At 70.5% G+C, this 16,556-nt stretch carries 14 protein-coding genes; 6 read left to right on the top strand and 8 right to left on the bottom strand.

Annotated features, from left to right (window positions below):
* Window positions 1–8: 8 nt before the first annotated feature.
* Window positions 9–2,243: a GGDEF and EAL domain-containing protein gene (locus GGR66_RS02420; protein WP_255421553.1), complete on the bottom strand. Its 2,235-nt coding sequence runs from the start codon at window positions 2,241–2,243 to the stop codon at window positions 9–11.
* 159 nt (window positions 2,244–2,402) lie between these two features.
* On the opposite strand from GGR66_RS02420, the gene GGR66_RS02415 reads away from it, so the two are divergent.
* Both GGR66_RS02415 and GGR66_RS02410 read left to right on the top strand, forming a co-directional pair.
* Complete coding sequence (locus GGR66_RS02415; RefSeq protein ID WP_160965354.1) at window positions 2,403–2,948, top strand: YecA family protein; 546 nt, start codon at window positions 2,403–2,405, stop codon at window positions 2,946–2,948.
* On the top strand, window positions 2,948–4,294 hold the full coding sequence (locus GGR66_RS02410) for an aminopeptidase P N-terminal domain-containing protein (protein WP_184447083.1): 1,347 nt from the start codon (window positions 2,948–2,950) through the stop codon (window positions 4,292–4,294). The genes GGR66_RS02415 and GGR66_RS02410 overlap by 1 nt, the downstream gene beginning before the upstream one ends.
* Window positions 4,295–4,428: 134 nt before the next feature.
* On the opposite strand, the gene pepQ is transcribed toward GGR66_RS02410, so the two are convergent.
* The 7 genes from pepQ to rph form a co-directional block, all read right to left on the bottom strand.
* A complete protein-coding gene (gene pepQ / locus GGR66_RS02405) occupies window positions 4,429–5,754 on the bottom strand; it encodes a Xaa-Pro dipeptidase (protein WP_184447082.1) in 1,326 nt (441 codons plus the stop codon).
* Window positions 5,755–6,003: 249 nt separating this feature from the next.
* The gene (locus GGR66_RS02400) at window positions 6,004–6,345 is read right to left on the bottom strand and encodes a PilZ domain-containing protein (protein ID WP_184447081.1); all 342 of its coding nucleotides are present in this window, start codon (window positions 6,343–6,345) and stop codon (window positions 6,004–6,006) included.
* A complete protein-coding gene (locus GGR66_RS02395) occupies window positions 6,342–8,681 on the bottom strand; it encodes a DUF1631 domain-containing protein (protein WP_184447080.1) in 2,340 nt (779 codons plus the stop codon). Before GGR66_RS02395 ends, GGR66_RS02400 begins: the two co-directional genes overlap by 4 nt.
* 353 nt (window positions 8,682–9,034) lie before the next feature.
* On the bottom strand, window positions 9,035–10,264 hold the full coding sequence (gene hemW / locus GGR66_RS02390) for a radical SAM family heme chaperone HemW (RefSeq protein WP_184447079.1): 1,230 nt from the start codon (window positions 10,262–10,264) through the stop codon (window positions 9,035–9,037).
* Window positions 10,265–10,397: 133 nt separating this feature from the next.
* Complete coding sequence (rdgB, locus tag GGR66_RS02385) at window positions 10,398–11,009, bottom strand: RdgB/HAM1 family non-canonical purine NTP pyrophosphatase (protein ID WP_184447078.1); 612 nt, start codon at window positions 11,007–11,009, stop codon at window positions 10,398–10,400.
* Window positions 11,006–11,395 carry a VOC family protein gene (locus GGR66_RS02380; RefSeq protein ID WP_184447077.1) on the bottom strand — a complete coding sequence of 130 codons (390 nt, stop codon included), beginning with the start codon at window positions 11,393–11,395 and terminating at the stop codon, window positions 11,006–11,008. Before GGR66_RS02380 ends, rdgB begins: the two co-directional genes overlap by 4 nt.
* Complete coding sequence (gene rph / locus GGR66_RS02375; RefSeq protein ID WP_184447076.1) at window positions 11,392–12,117, bottom strand: ribonuclease PH; 726 nt, start codon at window positions 12,115–12,117, stop codon at window positions 11,392–11,394. The genes GGR66_RS02380 and rph overlap by 4 nt, the downstream gene beginning before the upstream one ends.
* Before the next feature lie 107 nt (window positions 12,118–12,224).
* On the opposite strand from rph, the gene GGR66_RS02370 reads away from it, so the two are divergent.
* From GGR66_RS02370 to GGR66_RS02355, 4 genes are all read left to right on the top strand, one after another.
* Window positions 12,225–13,085: a YicC/YloC family endoribonuclease gene (locus tag GGR66_RS02370; protein ID WP_184447075.1), complete on the top strand. Its 861-nt coding sequence runs from the start codon at window positions 12,225–12,227 to the stop codon at window positions 13,083–13,085.
* 139 nt (window positions 13,086–13,224) lie between these two features.
* A complete protein-coding gene (gmk, locus tag GGR66_RS02365; RefSeq protein WP_184447074.1) occupies window positions 13,225–13,839 on the top strand; it encodes a guanylate kinase in 615 nt (204 codons plus the stop codon).
* Window positions 13,840–13,963: 124 nt separating this feature from the next.
* Window positions 13,964–14,263, top strand: coding sequence for a DNA-directed RNA polymerase subunit omega (rpoZ, locus tag GGR66_RS02360; RefSeq protein ID WP_160965376.1), 300 nt, complete (start codon window positions 13,964–13,966; stop codon window positions 14,261–14,263).
* A 101-nt stretch (window positions 14,264–14,364) separates the two neighbouring features.
* A complete protein-coding gene (locus GGR66_RS02355) occupies window positions 14,365–16,536 on the top strand; it encodes a bifunctional (p)ppGpp synthetase/guanosine-3',5'-bis(diphosphate) 3'-pyrophosphohydrolase (protein ID WP_160965378.1) in 2,172 nt (723 codons plus the stop codon).
* Window positions 16,537–16,556: the final 20 nt, after the last annotated feature.

Below are 16,556 nucleotides of genomic sequence, written 5' to 3'. Positions count from 1 at the left end.
GCCGGCGCTCAGGCAGGCAGCCGCAACGGTTGCTGCAACAGGCGCAGGCAGGCGTCCGGCTCCAGCGCCGGCGCCACCAGGTGGCCCTGGATCTCGTCGCAGCCATGCGCGCGCAGGAACGCCAGCTGCCCGGCGTCTTCGACGCCCTCGGCCACCACTTTCAATGCCAGCGAGTGGCCCATCGCGATGATGGTGCTGGTGATGGCCTCGTCGTCCGGGTCGCGGGTGAGGTCGCCGATGAATTCCTGGTCGATCTTCAAGGTGTTGATCGGCAGGCGCTTCAGGTAGGCCAGCGACGAATAGCCGGTGCCGAAGTCGTCGATCGCCAGGGTCAGCCCCAGCGCGCGGCAGGCGCGCAGCAGCTCGGCGTTCTTGCCGACCTGCGACATCACCACGCTCTCGGTCAGTTCCAGTTCGATGTTGGCGGCCGGCACGCCGGTCTCGGCGAGGATCTCGGCCATCAGGTCCGGCAGGTTGCCGCGCTCGAGCTGGATCGCCGAGACGTTCACCGACATGCACAGGTCGGTCAGCCCCATCCGCCGCCAGTCGCGCAGCGCGCTGCAGGCCTGGCGCAGCACCCATTCGCCGATCTCCAGGATCAGCCCGGTCTCCTCGGCCAGCGGGATGAACTGGCTGGGCGAGATCGGCCCGAAATCGGCGCTGTGCCAGCGCAGCAGCGCTTCCACGCCGACCACCCGCTGCGTGCGCAGCGAGTAGCGCGGCTGGTAGACCAGCTTCAGTTCCTGGTCCAGCGGGATCTTGCGCAGCGTGCTGGCCAGAGTGGCGCGGTGGCGCGTGGCCTCGTCCATGCGCGCCGAATACACCTGGGCGTTGCGGCGCCCGGCAGCCTTGGCCTGGTACATGGCGGTGTCGGCGTGCTTGAGCAGTTCGCTCGGCAGCAGCGCGTGCTGCGGGAACAGCGAAATGCCGATGGAGGTGGAGACCGCGACGTCGGGGCGTTCGTCCAGCCGCAGCGGCGCCTCGAACGCGGCCAGCACGCGTGCGGCCACCGCCTCGGCCTCGCCCTGGCTGACGATGTCCTCGACCACCACGGTGAATTCGTCGCCGGCCAGGCGCGCCACCGTGTGCTGCGGCCCCACCGCCTGCTGCAGGCGTTCGGCCACGGCGCGCAGCACGCGGTCGCCGACCGCGTGGCCGAGCGAGTCGTTGATGTCCTTGAAGCGGTCCAGGTCCAGGAACAGCACCGCGACCGAACCGGCCTGGCGCCGCGCCCGCACGATCGCCCGTGCCAGGCGCTCGGACAGCAGCGCGCGGTTGGGCAGGCTGGTCAGCGTGTCGTAGTTGGCCAGGTAGCGCAGTTCCTGCTCGGCGCGCTTCTGTTCGGTGATGTCTTCCAGCACCACCACCTGGAAGCTCTGGCGGCCGTCCGCGTCGACCACGGTATTGCGGCGCAGGTGGCAGAGGATCTCCTGGCCGTCCTTGCGCCGCTTCCAGGCCTCGCCGCGCCAGTGCCGGCCGTGGTCGGCCACCGGCGCCGCCGGCGTTTCCGGTGCGTGGTCGATCAGCGCCATCGGTTGGCCCAGCACCTCGCGCTCGCTGTAGCCGGTGATGCGGGTGAAGGCCGGGTTGACCGAGATGAAGCGGCGGTCCTCGTCGAGCACGGCGACCGCCTCGCCCATGCTGCGCAGCACTTCGGCGGCGATGCGCCGCTCCAGGTCGGCCTGGCGGTGCGAGGTGATGTCGCGTGCAGTGCCGGCGAGCCGGCGCGGTGCGCCGCTGGCGTCGTAGTCGACCACGCGGCCGCGCACCCGCGCCCAGTGCCAGACCCCGTCGCCGGCCAGGTCCACCCGGTACTCGGCGGTGTAGATCGCGGTCAGGCCCTGCAGGTGTTCCTGCAGCACCTGCCGCGCCTGTTCCATGTCGTCGGGATGGATGCGCAGCGGCTCGTTCTCGCGGATCACCAGGCCGATGTCCTGCGCGTGCGGCGTGGCCTCGTCTGCGCGCATCAGCCGCAGCGTGCGCTGTTGCAGGTCGTAATCCCAGAAGTGCTCGCCCGAGGCCCACAGCGCCAGCTTCAGGTGCTGGTCGCGCTGCTGCAGCTGCGCATGCCGTTGCAACTGCTCGCGCAGGCGCCGACGCGAACGCAGCGCGGACAGCGCCAGCAGGGTGCCCGCCGCCAGCGCGGCGATGGCCGCCAGCGGCCACGCGGCCAGCAGCGTTTCGCCAACCAGGGCGAGGCCGATCCCTTCCGCAGCTCCTGCAGCAACGTGCTCCAATGGCATGGCGGAAAGTGACTTCTGTCAAAGAACGGGTGGTGGAGTGTAGGCGCGTGCCGGAAGCCTCCACAAGCGGCGGCGCACACGCGATTGCTACACTGCGCAGTCCCGATTCCGCTGCGGGCCTCGACAGGCCGGCGGCCAGCGCCCGACAGGCTTCGCTCCATGACTGAACTTCCCACTGCCGACCAGATCGCCGATGCCAGCCGGACGCTTGGCCTGGCTGCGTCGGCGGCCGAACTGCACGGCGGCCTGTGCGGCTGGCTGGCCGGCGGCGGCGCCGAGTTGCCGGCATGGCCGGCGGCCGTGCTCGCCGACGCCAGCATCGCCGCGCCGCGCCCCGGCGACGCACTGGATCGCCTGCGCGAGGCCACGACTGCGCAACTGAACGACCGCGATTTCGGCTTCGACCTGGTGCTGGCCGATGCCGGCGCGCCGTTGCCCGAGCGGGCCGACGCGCTGTTCGACTGGTGCCGCGGCTTCCTCGGCGGCTTCGGCCTGGCCGCAGGGGCCGCGCCGCCGCTGTCCGAGGAAGGGCAGGAAGCGCTGCAGGACGTGGCGCGGCTGGCCCAGGCCAGCGCCGACGATTTCGACAGCGGCGACGAGGACGAGGACGCGTTGGCCGAGATCGAGGAGTTCGTGCGCGTGGCGGTGCTGCTGCTGCACAGCGACTGCGTGCTCGGCCCGCGCCACCGGCAGCGCCTGAACTGATGAAGCGGCTCACCGGGATTTCCTCCGGCGAGTACGCGCGCCGGCGCCGGCAGCTGATGGACATGGCCGGCGAGCAGGCCATCCTGGTGTTGCCGAGCGCGCCGGAGCGGGTGCGCAGCCACGACACGCACTACCCTTACCGGCAGGATTCGGACTTCTGGTACCTGTGCGGCTTCCCCGAACCGGATGCGGTGCTGGTGCTGGTGCCCGGGCGCCGTCATGGCGAGGCGCTGCTGTTCTGCCGCGAACGCGATCCCGAGCGTGAAGCCTGGGACGGCCCGCGGGCGGGCCAGGACGGCGCAGTCGAGCGCTACGGCATGGACGATGCCTATCCGATCGACGACCTCGACGAGATCCTGCCTGGGCTGCTGGAAGGCCGCTCGCGGGTCTATTACCACTTCGGCCGCGACGTCGATTTCGACCTGAAGCTGATCGGCTGGGTCAAGCGCGTGCGCGAGCAGGTGCGGCACGGCGCGCAGCCGCCGCACGAGTTCCTGGAACTGGGCCACCTGCTGCACGAGCAGCGCCTGTTCAAGTCGCGCGACGAGATCGCGCTGATGCAGGTGGCGGCCGACCTGAGCGTGGCCGGGCATCGCGCGGCGATGCGGCTGGCGCGGCCCGGCGTGCACGAGTACCAACTGCAGGCCGAGATCGAGCGCGAGTTCCGCGCCGGCGACGCCTGGCCGGCCTACGGCAGCATCGTCGGCAGCGGCCACAACGCCTGCGTGCTGCACTACCGCGCCAATGCCGCACGCCTGCGCGATGGCGAGCTGGTGCTGGTCGACGCCGGTGCCGAGTACCGCGGCTATGCCGCCGACATCACCCGCACGTTCCCGGCCAACGGCCGCTTCAGCGCCGAACAGCGCGCGCTGCACGATTTGGTCGGCGCCGCGCATGCCGCGGCGCTGGCGCAGGCGCGCCCGGGCGTGGCCTACGAGGCCGGGCACCTGGCCGCAGTGCAGACCCTGACCGAGGGCCTGCTGCGGCTGGGCCTGCTCAAGGGCAGCCTGGAGCAGAACCTGGCCAGCGGCGACTACCGGCGTTTCTACCGGCACAAGACCGGACACTGGCTCGGCCTGGACGTGCACGACGTCGGCGACTACCGGCTGGCCGGCGAATCGCGCCTGCTCGAGCCGGGCATGGTGTTCACCATCGAACCCGGCCTGTACGTGTCGCCGGACGATAAGGACGTGGACCCGAAGTGGCGCGGCATCGGCATCCGCACCGAGGACGACGTGTTGATCACCGACGACGGCCACCGCGTGCTCACCGATGCGCTGGCGCGCAGCGCCGAGGAGATCGAGGCCTTGATGGCTGGGGAGCCGGGATTGGGGATTCGGGATTAGGGATGAGGTAACCGCGGCGGCTGGCGCGCGGGCTGATCATCCTGAAGAAGAGCGGGTGCAGCCTCGCCTCGCGGCACGGCATTGCGCGCACTGGCAAATCCCCAATCGCGATTCCCCAATCCCGCGGCGGCGGCTCAGGCCGCCGCCGCAAACACCGGCCGCGTCAGGTTCTCGGGTGCGTCCTCGGTGCACACCACCTCGTCCTCGATGCGGATGCCACCGTAGGGTTTGAACTGCTCCACCCGCGCCCAGTCGACGCTGTTGCCGTGGCCGGCCTGCTTGAGCTCGTCCAGCAGCATGTCGATGAAGTACAGGCCCGGCTCGATCGTCACCACCATGCCCGGTTCCAGGGTGCGGGTCATGCGCAGGTAGGGGTGGCCGTCGGGGCGTTCGATGCGGCCGCCGCGGTCGCTGGCGGCGAAGCCGGCGACGTCGTGCACCTGCAGGCCGATCGGGTGGCCCAGGCCATGCGGGAAGAACGCGGCGCTGACGCCGGTGGCGACCGCCGCTTCCGGCGACACGGTGAGCACGCCGGCATCCTTGAGCACGCCCATCAGCGCCAGGTGCGCATCCAGGTGCAATTGCCGATAGTCGACGCCGGCACGCACGTTCTGCCCCATGCGCTGCTGCGCGGCGTCCACCGCGTCGATCAGCGCCTGGAACTCGCTGCCGGGATCGGCGGCGTAGGTGCGGGTGATGTCGCTGGCGTAGCCGTGCGCGGAGGCGCCGGCGTCGATCAGGAAGCTGTGCAGCGGCGTCGGCGCCTGCCGCTGCAGTTCGGTGTAGTGCAGCACGGCGCCGTGCTCGTTCAATGCCACGATGTTGCCGTACGGCAGTTCGTTCGCGTCCTGCCCGACTGCTGCACAGTAGGCCATGTGGATCTCGAACTCGCTGCGGCCGTCGCGGAACGCGGCCTCGGCCGCGCGATGGCCGCGCACCGCCGACTGCTGCGCCTGGCGCATCAGCGCCAGTTCGTAGGGCGTCTTGTAGGCGCGGTGGTACTCCAGGTAGTGCAACACGCCTTCCGGGTTGTTCGGCACGTAGCCGCCCAGGGCGCTCTGCGGCTCGCCCAGGATCGCGCTGCGTGCGGCATCCGGCAGTAGCGCCAGCGCCTCGTCCGGGGTGCGGATCAGGTGGATGTCGCAGTGCTCCACCCACCAGCCGCTGGGCGCGTCCGGCACCACGTGCCAGTAGTCGCGCGGCTGGTGGAAGATCACCTGCGGCCGGCGCCCGGGCGTGTACACCAGCCAGCTGTTCGGCACCCGGGTCAGCGGCAGCCAGGCCTTGAACTGCGGGTTCACCGCGAACGGATAGTCGCGATCGTCGAACACCTGGTAGTGCAGGCTGCCGCTGGGGACGACCAAGTGGTCGAAGCCGCCGCGCGCCAGCGCCTCGTCGGCGCGTCGGGTCAGGGTGCGCAGGTGGTCGGCATACAGGGCGCTTGGGTCGTGCTGGGGCATGGCGGTGGCTCGTTCGGCGATGCGGAAACGGGGGCGCCAAGTGTGCCGGAAACGGTGCGGACGTGCGGACACGCGTGCGTGGCATGCGCATGCATGCGGCGATGCGAAGCTGCGTTGGCGACGTGGCGGTCTTTGCCGATTCCGTCGGATCTTCCTTGCATCAGATCGCGCAATGGGCGCGCATGGCCGACGTAGCAGCGGCTGATCCCGCAAAAGGCGACAAGAGCCGCTGCGACGAGGTTGACCTCGTTAGCCGCCGGGGCCCGAGTTGATCCACTGCCGCAGCAGCTCGCGATGCGCAGCGGAAATGGTCAGGAAGCGGAAGCCGGCCCAGGCCTGGCCGGGTGCGTGCGAAGGTTCGCTCCACAACAGGTGCGCGCCGACGTCGATCTGCACCTCGCGGTCGGCGTGCGGCATCGCGAAGCGCAACTGGTACAGCGCGTCCTCGTGCAGCGGCGCCGAGGCCAGCAACAGCATGCCGTGTTCGGACACATTGCCGAGGCGGCCGACCACGGCGTCTTCCATCAGGTCCAGCACCGGCACCATCTCCGGAACCTGGCGGCGCGGCGAGCGGCGGGCGTCGACGCTCATGCGTTCTCCATGTTGTCGTCGGCCGCGGGGGCGCCGGCCAGGGTGCGCAGTGCGCGGACCGCGGCCTGCCAGGCGCGATCGATCAGACGGGCGCGGTCTTCGCTGACGATGCGGGCCTGGCCCTGCGCCAGCAAGCGCGCCAGTCCATCGAGGGTGTGTTCGGCGGCCTTCTGTCCACGCTGGTTGACGAACAGCGCGCGATCGGTGATCGGGCTGTACCAGGACAGCCGCTGTCGCTTCAGGTCGCCCTGCTGGTTGATGACGAATTCGAACCAGGTGCCGAACGCCAGCGTACGCAGCCGCGCATACGCGGCCTGTTCGGCCTCCGTGCGTGGCGGCAGCGACGGCCGCTCGCCGTCCTCGCCCTGCTCGCCGAGGCGGGTGTGCGCCTTCAGCCGCATGCTGAGTTCGGTGCGCGAGGTGGTGGCGTCGGCGCCGCCGGGCGTGGACAGGCGGCGGGCGATGGCCTCGGCTTCCTGCTGGTGGTAGCCCACCTGCAGCAGCGCCTGGCCCACGCGCTCGGCCAGGGCAGCATCGGAGGCGCCATCGCTGCGGCAGGTGACCTCGGCGATGCGCTCGGCCAGGCCGATACGCTCGCGCCAGGTCTCCGAGTCCTCGCCCTGGCGCAGCAGGGTCAGCACCAGCACGTCGGACCAGGCCTGCTGCAGCAGGGTCTGTACGAAGCCGGGCGGTTGCCGGGCGGTGCACAGCGCGTCCAGGGTGGCGGCCGCGGTCTGCTTGGCCAGCTCCAGCCGTTCCTTGCCGCGCGCGGCCTCGACGTGCCGGCGTTCGGCGATCTCGGCCTTGTGCGCCAGGTTGCGTTGCTGCGCCTGGATGTCCTGGTGGGCCTGTTCGAAGACGACCGAGTCGCCTTCGTACTCCTCGACCACGCGGTCCACCGCCTGGTTGAGCTTGAGCAGCAGCGTCGGATCGCTGTCCTCTTCGCCCAGCCAGGTCGCGCCCGATTCGGCGACGGCGTTGAGCAACTCCCGCGCCGGGTGCTGGCTGCGTGCGAAGAACGCCGGATCCTGCAGCGCGGCGCGCACCAGCGGTACCTGCAGGCGTTCCAGCAGCGCCGCGGCCGGGGCGTCGGGACGCACCTCGCGTTCGATCTCGCCATACAGCAGGCCGAGCAGGTCGAAGGTGTCGGCCTGCTGCGCGGCCAGCGTCGCCTGCGCGCCGTGGGTGGCGCGCAGCGCCTGCAGCAGGGCGGTCTGCACGTCGCGCAGGTGGCGGCGGCTACGCAGCCCGCCAAGGGTGCTGTGGGCCGGCGGCTGCGCCTGCAGTTCGCCCAGGGCCTCCAGCAGGCTGGCGGTCGGAACCGGAGCCGTGCCGGCGGCGCTCGCCGGCAACGGCGGAAGCGTGGCGGCCCCGGCGGTCATCGCCGCGGGCGCGCCGGGTGCGGCATGCGCGCGCGCGGCCGTCAGCAACTGGCGCAGCGTGGCCAGATCCGGGCCGCTGGCGGCCAGCTCGGCGGCAGCGGCCGCCGATGCGGTGCCCATGCCGGGCATGGCCTGGCCGGGGGCAGGGCCGTGACCCCTGGGTCCGCTTGCGGCAGGGGCCGGATCGGCGCCTGCGGGCATGCGCGCGACGCGGCGCGCGCCCGGCTCCACGCTGGTGCTGCGCGCCACGTAGGGCAGGTAGATCAGGCCAGGCAGCACTCCGGCGTGGGTGAGCATGCCGTTGGCCCGTTCCACGATTTCGCCGTAGCGCGACAGCACCTGGCGTTCGAAAGCGCGGTACAGCGCCAGTTGCGTGTCCAGGCCCAGTCCCAGCGCTTGGCCGGCATCGCGCAGCAGCCGGCACAGCGCATGCGGGCCCGGCGGCAACTGCTCGATCTCGAAGGCCGGCCGCGCCGCCAGCACGCCGAAGCGCTGGCCGAGCAACTGCAGCGGGATATTGCAGCGGGTGGCCTCGCGGCGGGCGATCTCGTGCAGCACGATGTCGCGGTCGATATCCACGTCGGCGACCAGGGTCAGCATCTGCGCGGCGGCGCCGGCCCTGGGCGTGCGCGGCGCGGCGGCCAGGGCCGCCGAGCTGCGGATGCCGGCCAGCTCGGCTTCCAGGTGCGCCCGATAAAACGGCGCGAAGCGCGCGCGCTGCGCGCGCAGGCGCTGTGCCTCCTGGTAGATGTCCTGCTGCACCTGGCCGTTGCGGGCGCGCTCGGCCTGCTCGAACAAGGTCTGCTCCAGGTCGTCCAGGGTCGCCTGTAACGGCCCCTCCAGGGACTGCCACAGCAGGTCGTTCAGGCCCAGCAGGAGATCGCGCACGCGCGCCGGCAGGGCGGCGCTGGCAAGCGTCGCCGGCGGGGCCGACAGGGTCGCAGACACGGGCATCTTGTGATCGCCGTTGTACTTTTCTGCGGGGTATGTAGCACGATCCGTCGCCGCAACCAAGGCGGGCGGCCTCGCCAGGACGCGTCGTAGGGCGTGTCACCCATTCCCGAGTATGCCGCGTTGGGCCTGGCAGGCGCGTGGGCGGCGTTGCACGGCGAAGCGCCTGACTGGCCGTCAGGTCAAGCCGCGCGGCGCCGCCCGTGCGCCTGCCAGGCCCAACCCGAAGGGCCGTGATTGCGCGCGCCCATGGCCGCGTCATCGCTCGGGCGTGGACGGACGTCCACTTCCTCCCTCTTCCTTGCCACAGGCGCGCGCAATCGCGGCGCGGCATGCTCGGGGATGGATGACACGCCCTAGGGCAGAAACAGGGCGACCACGTCGTTGGTGAAACGCCGCCCCAGCTCGGTCGGCACGGCGTGGCCGGCGTCCACCCGCAGCCAGTCGCGGGCCTGCGCGGTGGCCAGGGCAGGGGCGATCGCCTGCAGCGGCAGGCCAGTGCGGGCGCTGAAGTCGCGCAGCGCGAAACCGTCGTTGAGGCGCAGCGCGTTGAGCATGTACTCGAACGGACGCCGCTCCGGCGCGATCCACTCGTCGCCGCCGATCGCCGCCGGCGTCCCGGCCGCGTCCAGGAACGCCTGCGGGTGCTTGTGCTTCCAGCGGCGCAGGATGCTCTGCTCGGCGCCGGAGCTGATCTTGCCGTGGGCGCCGGCGCCGATGCCGAGATAGTCGCCGAAGGTCCAGTAGTTGAGGTTGTGCGCGCAGCGGTAGCCGGCGCGGGCGTAGGCGCTGACCTCGTACTGCGCGTAGCCGGCCTCGGCCAGCAGTGCCTGGCAGCGCTCCTGCATGTCCCAGGCGTCGTCGTCCTCGGGAATGTCCTGCGGCGGCCGCGCGGCGAACACGGTGTTCGGTTCCAGGGTGAGTTGGTAGTGGCTCATGTGGGTCGGCTGCAGCGCCAGCGCCCGTGCGATGTCGCGCTCGGCCTCGGCGAGGGTCTGCTGCGGCAGCGCGTACATCAGGTCCAGGTTGAAATTGGCGTAGCCGGCGTCCTGCGCCAGCTTCACCGCGCGCTCGGCCTCGGCCCCGTCGTGGATGCGGCCCAGCCGCTGCAGCGCCGCATCGTCGAAGCTCTGGATGCCGAAGCTGAGGCGATTCACCCCGGCCGCCAGGTAGCGGTCGAAGCGGCCGTGCTCGGCAGTGCCGGGGTTGGTCTCCAGGGTGATCTCCAGGCCCGGCGCGAAGCGCAGCCGGGCGCTGGCCGCCTGCAGGAAGCGGTCGATCGCCTCGGGCGGGAACAGGCTGGGCGTGCCGCCGCCGAAGAACACGCTGTTGACCACCCGGCCCCAGACCAGCGGCAGGTCCTGGTCCAGGTCGCGGATCAGCGCATCCACGTAGGCATCGAACGGCAGCGCGCCCTTGGCCGCATGCGAGTTGAAATCGCAATACGGGCATTTGCGCACGCACCAGGGCAGGTGCACGTAGAGCGACAGCGGGGGCGGCACCAGCGCCGGGCTGTCGGCGTGCGCGGATGGGTCCGGGCAGGCGGTGCCGGGCGGGTGCTGGCAATGGTCGTGGGTGTGCGGCATGGCGAGCGGGGATCTGGGAAACGGAGATGCGGGCGGTGCGGGCGCTGGATGGCTCAGGGCTTGGCGCAGCGGCGCAAGGCAGTCTGCGCGCGCCGTGGTGCCTGGACTGGCCCGGCGCCCGCGCGCGGCGCGTTCACCCGGCGGGCTGCGCCGCCAGCAGGTCGGCCAGGCGCTGCTTGAGCTGCTGCAGGGCGAGGGCGCGATGACTGATGCGGTTCTTCAGCGCCAGCGGCATCTCGGCCGCGGTCTGGCCATGTTCCGGATCCAGGAACACCGGATCGTAGCCATGCCCGCCGCTGCCGGCACGCGCATGCGCGATGCGGCCGCGCCAGCGGCCTTCCACCAGCAGCGGTTGCGGATCCTCGGCATGCCGCAACAGCACCAGCACGCAGTAGAAGTGCGCGCCACGCTGTGCGTCGGGCACATCGCGCAGCGCGTCCAGCAGCTTGTCGATGTTGGCCTGCGCATTGCCGTGTTCGCCGGCGTAGCGCGCCGAGTACAACCCCGGCGCGCCGTGCAGCGCGTCCACGCAGATGCCGGAGTCGTCGGCCAGCGCCGGAAGGCCGGTGACGCGGGCGGCGTGGCGTGCCTTGAGCAGCGCGTTCTCGACGAAGGTCAGGCCGGTTTCGTCGGCATCGCTGACGCCGAGGGTGGATTGCGCGATCAGTTCGACCCCGACGTCGTCGAGCAGGGCGTGCAGTTCTTCGAGCTTGCCGGCGTTGCTGCTGGCCAGGACCAGTTTCATGCGGTGGGCTCCAGCAGATCCCAAGTGTTGCCGTACAGATCGCGGAACACCGCGACCGTGGCGTAAGGTTCGTGACGCGGGGCTTCCAGGAACTCCACGCCGGCGGCGAGCATCGCCGCATGGTCGCGCTGGAAGTCGTCGGTGTGTAGGAAGAAGCCGACGCGGCCGCCGGTCTGGTCGCCGATGCGGCTGCGCTGGGCGTCGTTGCCGGCGCGCGCCAGCAGCAGCGCCGCGCCGTGCGCATCGCCAGGCCCGACCACGACCCAGCGCTTGTGGCCCTGGTCCACGTCTTCCAGCAACTGGAATCCCAGCTTGCCGGTGTACCAGGCGATGGCCTCGTCGTAGTCGGCCACCACCAGGGTAACCAGGGCCAGGCGCCGGTTCATTGCGCCAGGGCTGCGCGCTGCGCCGCCAGCAGCTCGCCGATGCCGCGCTCGGCCAGGCCGAGCAGCGCGTCCAGTTCGTCGCGGCGGAAGGCATGGCCTTCGGCGGTGCCCTGCACCTCGATGAAGCCGCCGCCGTCGTTCATCACCACGTTCATGTCGGTATCGCAGTCGCTGTCTTCGGCGTAGTCCAGGTCCAGCACCGGCACGCCGCGGTAGACCCCGACCGAGACTGCCGCGACCGCGCCCAGCACCACCGGTTTCTTCAGGTCGCCGCGCTTCTGCAGCCAGTTCACCGCATCCACCAGCGCCACATAGGCGCCGGTGATGGCGGCGGTGCGGGTGCCGCCGTCGGCCTGCAGCACGTCGCAGTCCAGGGTGATGGTGCGCTCGCCCAGCGCGTTGCGATCCACGCAGGCGCGCAGCGCGCGGCCGATCAGACGCTGGATCTCCAGCGTGCGTCCGCCCTGCTTGCCGCGCGCGGCTTCGCGATCGGAGCGCGAATGGGTGGCGCGCGGCAGCATGCCGTATTCGGCGGTCACCCAGCCTTCGCCCTTGCCGCGCAGGAAGCCCGGCACGCGGTTCTCGACGCTGGCGTTGCACAGCACGCGGGTGTCGCCGAAGCTGACCAGGACCGAACCTTCGGCGTGGCGGGTGAAGGCGCGTTCGATGCGGACCGGGCGCAACTGATCGGCCGTGCGGCCGCTGGGACGGGAGAAGGACATGCAGGGGTTCCGGGAAGGGCGGGGCCGTGCGCGGCATGTGACCGCGTCGGTGAGGCGTGAGAGAGCCCTAGGTTAACATTCGCCCCCTGTCCGCACCGGAACACCGCATGATCCGCAGCATGACCGCCTACGCCGGCGCCGAGCGCATCACTCCCTGGGGCACGCTGGGATGCGAACTGCGCTCGGTCAACCACCGTTTCCTGGAAGTGGGCGTGCGCCTGCCGGAAGAACTGCGCGCGCTGGAGCCGCAGCTGCGCGAACGCGTGGCCGCGCGCATCAGTCGCGGCAAGCTCGACCTGATGTTGCGCCTGCGCGCGCCGGATGCGGCGCAGACGCTGGCAGTGAACGAGGCCCTGGTCGAACAGTTGGGCGTGCTCGCGCAGCGGCTGGGTGCGCGCTTTGGGCAGATGCAGGTGCAGTTCGTCGATCTGCTGCAGTTGCCCGGGGTGCTGCAGGGGCAGACGGTCGATCCGGCGGCGCTGCAGGCGCAGGCGCTGGAACTGCTGGACGAGGTGCTGGCCGAGTTCGTCGCCGCGCGCGAGCGCGAGGGCGGCAAGCTGGCCGCGGCCATCGTCGAGCGGGTCGACGCGGTGGAACGCATCGCCGGCGAGGTGCGCACGCTGATCCCGGCCATCCGCGACGGCCAGCGCGCCAAGCTGGCGGCACGCCTGGCCGACTTGCCGCATCCGGTCGATCCCGGCCGCGCCGAGCAGGAGCTGGTGCTGTGGCTGCAGAAGCTCGACGTGGACGAGGAACTGGACCGGCTCGGCAGCCACATCAAGGAACTGCGCCGGGTGCTGCGCCAGCCGGAACCGGCGGGCCGGCGCCTGGATTTCCTGCTGCAGGAGTTCAACCGCGAGGCCAACACCCTGGGCTCGAAGTCGGTGGACAGCCGCACCTCCAACGCCGCGGTGGAACTGAAGGTGCTGATCGATCAGATCCGCGAGCAGGTGCAGAACCTCGAATAGCCGGGATGGCGGGATTCGAGATTGGGGATTGGCGCGCCGGGCCGGTCACGTCCAATACCGGGTAGCATATCGACCCCGTGGGTGTTGGCCCGCGGCTCCGTTCGCGAATCCCGACTCTCACTCCCGAATCCCTGATCCTATGCGCGGCACTCTCTACATCGTGGCGGCCCCGTCCGGCGCCGGCAAGAGCAGCATCGTCAACGCCACCCTGGCGCGCGACCCGCAGATCGCGCTGTCGATCTCGTTCACTTCGCGCGCGCCGCGCCCGGGCGAACGCCATGCCGAGCACTACCATTTCGTCTCCGCCGACGAGTTCCAGCGGATGATCGATGCCGGCGACTTCTTCGAGTACGCCCGGGTCCACGGCGACTGGAAGGGCACTGCGCGGCAGTCGGTGGAGCCGCAACTGGCCGCCGGCCACGACGTGCTGCTGGAGATCGACTGGCAGGGCGCGCGCCAGGTGCGGGCCAAGGTGCCGGACGCGGTCAGCGTGTTCATCCTGCCGCCCTCGCGCGAGGCCCTGGAGCAGCGCATGCGCAAGCGCGGCCAGGACAGCGAGGCGGTGATCGCGCAGCGGCTGGCCGCCGCGCGCGAGGAGATGTCGCACTACGCCGACTTCGATTACGTGATCGTCAACGAGCACTTCGATACCGCGGTGGACGAGATGTGCGCGATCTTCGTGGCCAGCCGCCTGCGCCGGCCGCAGCAGCAGCTACGCCATGCCGGGCTGATCGATACCCTCCTGCAGGAATAGCCAACTGGCTGATTCCAAAGGGAACCGGATGGGGTGGGGTTGAACTCGGGCGGTTGTCGCCCTACAATCCCCGCCCTTTCCCTCATTCGAACGCGCGGCCGCCACCGGCCCGCCGGGAGCCCGCATGGCCCGCATCACCGTAGAAGATTGCCTGGAAGTCGTTAACAACCGTTTCGAACTGGTCATGATGGCGTCCAAGCGCGCCCGCCAGCTCGCCAACGGCGTGCAGGCCACCCTCGACAACAGCGAATCGGCCGACAAGCCGACCGTGCTGGCGCTGCGCGAGATCGCCGCGCGCAAGATCGACAACGCGCTGATCGACGAGGTCGAGAAGGCCGAGCGCGAGCGCGCCGAGCGCGAGGCGCTGGAATGGGCCGCGGCCGAAGTCGTCGCCGACGAGGACATGTCCAAGAACGACGACTGATCGCGTCTCCGCGTCGCGATCGTCCCACGAACAGCCCGCATCCGCGGGCTGTTTCGTTTTGCGGGTTTGCCGTCCACGCGCCGCTGGCATAGTCTTTCCGCATGAACCCAGGCCCTTCTGCCCAGGTCGCCCACGCCGCGCCTTCGTCGGCCGACGAGGCGGTCCCCGATTACGTCCTGCAGCTCGAACGCAGTGCCAGCTATCTGCCCGCCGAGCAGATCCCGCTGCTGCGCCGCGCCTGGGAGGTCGGTGCGGCCGCGCACGCGGGGCAGACCCGCAAGTCCGGCGAGCCCTACATCACCCATCCGGTGGCAGTGGCCGGCGTGCTGGCCGAGCTGGGCCTGGACGTGGAGGCGCTGATCGCGGCGATCCTGCACGACACCATCGAAGACACCCCGCTGACCCGCGCCGAGCTGGCCGCCGAGTTCGGCGAGGCGGTGGCCGAACTGGTCGATGGCGTCACTAAGCTGGACAAGCTCAAGTTCCGCGACCGCCAGGAAGCGGCCGCCGAGAGCTTCCGCAAGATGCTGCTGGCGATGTCGCGCGACCTGCGCGTGATCATGATCAAGCTCGCCGACCGACTGCACAACATGCGCACCCTGGGCGCGCAGAGCGCCGAGGCGCGCAGCCGCATCGCCCGCGAAACCCTGGAGATCTACGCGCCGATCGCTCAGCGCCTGGGCATGAGCCTGATGAAGTCCGAACTGCAGAACCTCGGCTTCCGCGCGCTGCATCCGTGGCGCCACGCGATCATCGAAAAGCACATCCGCAGCCAGCCGGTGGTGCGCCGCGAGTCGATGGCGCAGGTGGAGGTGCAGTTGTCGCAGCGTCTGGCCAAGGAGGGGCTGGAACACCGCCTGGTGAGCCGGATCAAGACGCCGTGGAGCATCTACAACAAGATGCGCGACGAGAACAAATCCTTCGACCAGGTGATGGACGTGTTCGGCTTCCGCCTGGTGGTGCGCGGCGTGCCTGACTGCTACCACGCGCTGGGCGCGGTGCACGCCACCTTCAAGCCGCTGGATGCGCGCTTCCGCGACTTCATCGCCATTCCCAAGGCCAACGGCTACCAGTCGCTGCATACGGTGCTGTTTGGGCCCTACGGCTCGCCGATCGAAGTGCAGATCCGCACCGAGGAAATGGACCTGATCGCCGAACGCGGCGTCGCCGCGCACTGGACCTACAAGTTCGGCGGCGATTCGCCCAACAGCGCGCAGAGCCGCGCGCATGCATGGATCGTGGAACTGATCGAATCGCAACGCGCCGCCGGCTCGTCGCTGGAGTTCCTGGACAACGTCAAGGTCGACCTGTTCCCGGACGAGGTCTACCTGTTCACGCCCAAGGGCAAGATCCTGGCGCTGCCGCGCAACTCCACCGCGCTGGACTTCGCCTACGCGGTGCACACCGACGTCGGCAACCGCGCGGTGGCCTCGCGCGTGGACAAGAAGCTGGTGCCGCTGCGCACCAAGCTGGTCAGCGGGCAGACCGTGGAAGTGATCACCGCGCGCTCGGCCACGCCCAAGCCGCAATGGCTGGAATTCGTGGTCAGCAGCAAGGCGCGCACCGCGATCCGCCATCAGCTCAAGCAACTCGAGCACGAGGACGCGGTGCAGCTCGGCCACCGTATGCTCGACCGCGCGCTGGAAGCGATGGACAGCTCGCTGGAGCGGCTGCCCAAGGGACGCCTGGATTCGTTCCTCAGCGAGCACCGCTACCCGCGTCTGGAAGCGTTGCTGGCCGACGTGGCGCTGGGCAACTGGATGCCGAACCAGGCCGCGCAGGCGCTGATGGCCTATGCCGAACTGCGTGGCGGCGGCCACTCTAAGCATTCGCAGGAAAAGATCCTGATCAACGGCACCGAGCGCGGTGTGGTCAGCTTCGCCAACTGCTGCCAGCCGATTCCCGGCGACGAGATCATGGGCTACCACACCGCCGGCAAGGGCATCGTGGTGCATCGGCTGGACTGCCCGAACCTGGCCGAACTGCGCAAGTCGCCCGAGCGCTGGGTGCCGATCGGCTGGGACAGCAGCGTCATCGGCGACTACGACACCGCGCTGGTGGTGGAGGTCGAGAACCGCACCGGCGTGCTGGCGCAGCTGGCCGCGGCGATCGCGCAGAGCCAGTCCAACATCGAGCGCGTCGACTACCTGGACCGCGACTTCAACGCCGCGGTGCTGCGCTTCAACATCCAAGTGCGCGACCGCAACCACCTGGCCGAGGTGATGCGCCGGCTGCGGCGTCTGCATGCGGTGCAGAGCGTGCGGCGGCAGTAGGTGGTGCCGGGATTGGGGAG

The sequence above is a fragment of the Xanthomonas sp. 3498 genome, from assembly GCF_014199795.1.
Taxonomy (GTDB): domain Bacteria; phylum Pseudomonadota; class Gammaproteobacteria; order Xanthomonadales; family Xanthomonadaceae; genus Xanthomonas_A; species Xanthomonas_A rydalmerensis.
This window is presented reverse-complemented; position numbering and strand designations above follow the sequence as displayed.